This is a genomic window from Campylobacter sp. BCW_4323, from assembly GCF_001763115.1.
GTDB lineage: Bacteria > Campylobacterota > Campylobacteria > Campylobacterales > Campylobacteraceae > Campylobacter_D > Campylobacter_D jejuni.
Map to the genome: position 1 here is coordinate 1 of NZ_MJYC01000076.1, position 3,152 is coordinate 3,152.

General features: G+C 28.5%; 4 protein-coding genes. All 4 read left to right on the plus strand.

Annotated elements, in window-relative coordinates; translation table 11 throughout:
• Nucleotides 1-491: hypothetical protein (locus AJN60_RS07600; protein ID WP_158512532.1), on the plus strand; the 491-nt coding region annotated here is incomplete at its 5' end.
• Nucleotides 481-1,083, plus strand: a complete 603-nt coding sequence (locus tag AJN60_RS07605) for a hypothetical protein (protein WP_070261755.1) — start codon at nt 481-483, stop codon at nt 1,081-1,083. The genes AJN60_RS07600 and AJN60_RS07605, both read left to right, overlap by 11 nt.
• A gap of 4 nt (nt 1,084-1,087) precedes the next feature.
• Entirely contained in the window at nt 1,088-2,488 is a 1,401-nt protein-coding gene (locus AJN60_RS07610) for a hypothetical protein (RefSeq protein ID WP_070286211.1), read from the plus strand.
• Between the two features lie 218 nt (nt 2,489-2,706).
• Nucleotides 2,707-3,152: bacteriophage T4 gp5 trimerisation domain-containing protein (locus AJN60_RS07615; protein ID WP_407918804.1), on the plus strand; the 446-nt coding region annotated here is incomplete at its 3' end.

Below are 3,152 nucleotides of genomic sequence, written 5' to 3' on the forward strand. Positions count from 1 at the left end.
AAAAGCTATATCAAGCTTTTGATAAAGGGATTTGGGATATAGTATTATTCGGTATAATAAGCCTTATATTTATGGTTGTTATGTTTGGTTATCTTATGGAAATTTTGCGGACACTCAACACAAAAGAAATTTATGCCACAAATAAAGACCTTATTGTAAAGAAATTTGTCGGCAAAGATAAAATTTTTGAGATTGGAAGTTTTTATTTTTGTTATTTTTCACACACATTTACTGCTATTTATGCCGATAGCGTAACCATATCTAAATTTGGCGAGGAAATTTATAATGCATATTCGTTTTTAGATCCACTCAGAAGCAATAATATCCAAGAATTATATGCAATAATAAAACCCCAAACGCAAGAATATTTAAGCAAAATTGATTTGAAAAACTATGAATTTTTTAAGAGTAGGCATAGCAAAATCTCACCACGATTTGATTTGGATTTTTTAAAAATTGAGGAATTGAGGAAAATACAAAATGACAAATGAAAATATATACTCTAGCTTACAAGTAGTATTAGACTCTAATGTATCACAATTAAAAACACAATCACAAGAAAAAGATTTTGGAGTAGCGGGACAGATATTTTCAAATTCAGTCGGTGCTGCTGGTGCTTATAGTCAAGAAAAAATCAAAGTTTTATTTGATACAAGTGACAAATTAGGCAAGCAAGTTGGCTCTCGACTTATAAAAGTTAATTTTGGAATCTTTAATATTCTTTATAAAAAACTAGAACAAAAATCCAATGAAAAAATAGCAAAAGAACTTTTAATAGAGGGGGCAACAGGGTATGTAGTTACTAAAAGTGTAGCAACAAGTTTTGCTATCAAGCAAGTAGCAAAAGAGACAGGCAAAAAGATAACTATTAGAACAGGAGTAGGTATAATTGGTAGAGTCTTTACAGGAATTGGAATAGGAGCTATTGCCGGATCAGAAATTCCTATTGTTGGAACAATCATTGGTGCTGTTGTTGGAGGAATTGCAGCAGGCTTTATTAATGATTGGATTTTTGGCGATGAAGATGAGGAATTAAAAAAAACAAGAAGCCAAAGAGAAATATTTAGAGGAAAAATTAGATGAAAAAATGCACAAAATCATCAATTATCTCATCACTCATCAATATATAGAATTAAGAGTGTTAAATGAAGATGAAGCAGAAAAGCTTTGTAAAGAAATAAGTGATATTAATAGTGCTTATTTTAAAACCATTCTTTTGATGCTAAGTTTTCCTTATTATTTAGATAAAGATGAGCAAAGTTATAAAAAAGCTCAAGAAAAAAATCCAACTATAATCAGAATACAACCCATAGCTAATGCCTTAAATATAAAAATAGAAATCAATGAATGCTTTCTTGCTAAGAATGGAGAAGCTTTAAAAAATAAGGAAATTTATGTTTATAATCATCGCTTTGATAGAGTGGTGGCAAAGGCTATGAGTGATGATAAGGGTAAAATAGTATTTGAAAATGTTTATGTGGGTAAAGAGAGCACTATAGATAAAATAAGCTTTATTATAGACAGAGAAAATTTCAATGAAGACAATTTTTATGAAAGTGTTTTAAAATACGCTCCAATGTTTAATATACAAAAAAAGCATAAACAAAAAGGGCAAGCTTTTATTGATAAAATGTTTTTTAGTTTCACTTATGCACAAGGAATAATGCAAGATAATGAGGTGTTAAAACTAGAAGCTTTGAAAAATAATTTTAATATCGTTTTTGATTATGAGGTAAGAAAACAAGAAGAATCCTATAAAAATTATATCATTTTATCTTATTTGGTTTTTGATGTTAAAGAAGATATAGAAGAATATATACGCCATACTACTATAGAAAATAGAGCTTTTCGTGGATTAGAATTGTTAGGTCGTGGATGGAAAAATCAATACAGCATCAAAGACGAGTGGAGAGATAAGGGTGTGGTATTTTTTGCTTATTTTAATTCTCAAAAATTTACCCCTTATAAAAAAATGGCTTTTATTGACAAGCCTATAGTTATTTTAGATATAGAAAAATTTGATAAAGAAGATATATTAAAAGATATAAAATTCCATTTTAAAACTCTTACTAAAGCCTATAAAATTTTTGTAATAGATTTAGATGCTAATACTCAAATACAAGAAAAAAAATCCATTGTCAATAATATAAAAAAGAATACCCAAAACTTAGAACTGCTTTATCTGCAACTTAAACTTTTTGATGATAAAGATGCTAATAAATGCAAGGTGCAATACTTTCACAATGAAAACAAATATGCTAATCAAGAAATGAAATGGATAGAATATTGCAAAAAACAACTTTTTTCGCTTAATAGTGAAAATCCTATTCATAAAAATAAAAGCTCGTTTGATATGGAAGTGCCTTTTGTAAGTATTTCTTTTGGGTCTTTGATTTATGATAAAGAAAGACTGGCTAAAAAAGGAGTTAGGCAAATTTTTGGAGTGGGTTTAGCAGAATCTTGCAGGCGATATTTTTATGAGAAATGATTTGATTTTAGATAATTAAAGAATATACTACAAACTTTATTTTACCCACTTTATGCTAAAATAAATCACATAAGCTTATGGCTATTAATCATCAACAACCCCAAAAGGATCATCAATGTCCCTTAATTCTTACATGAGTCTTGATATTTTAAATTCTACTTCAAATCCCCTACCCTTTAAATCACTAAAGCCCTCATCAAAGAAAGTTAGGAGATGAAGTGATTATTTCTTTTTTAGATGATGATATAGATAAACCTTATGTGAGCTCTAGTTTGTATAATGGGGCTAATCCAAGTTTAGTAAATCTTCCTTTTAATGATCATCAAACTTCTCTTTCTTCTAAAACCATAGGTGTTAATGAAGAAGGTTATAATGAACTTACCCTCTCAAATATAAAAGATAAAGAACAAATTTATTTAAAAGCCCAAAAGGATTATGATGAATTAGTCCAGCATAATTTCACTCAAAGAATTTTAAATGATAAAGATTCTAAGGTAGATGGAATTTATAATGAAAGGATTAAAAAGATTCATACTCAAATCATAGACTTAGCTAAAAATGTCAATGTAGGAGGAGAATACTTAACTAATGTAGGCTTATCTAAAGATACCATAGTAGGATTAAGCAATACCTTAAATGTAGGAGTAGATAATAAAGTAAGAGT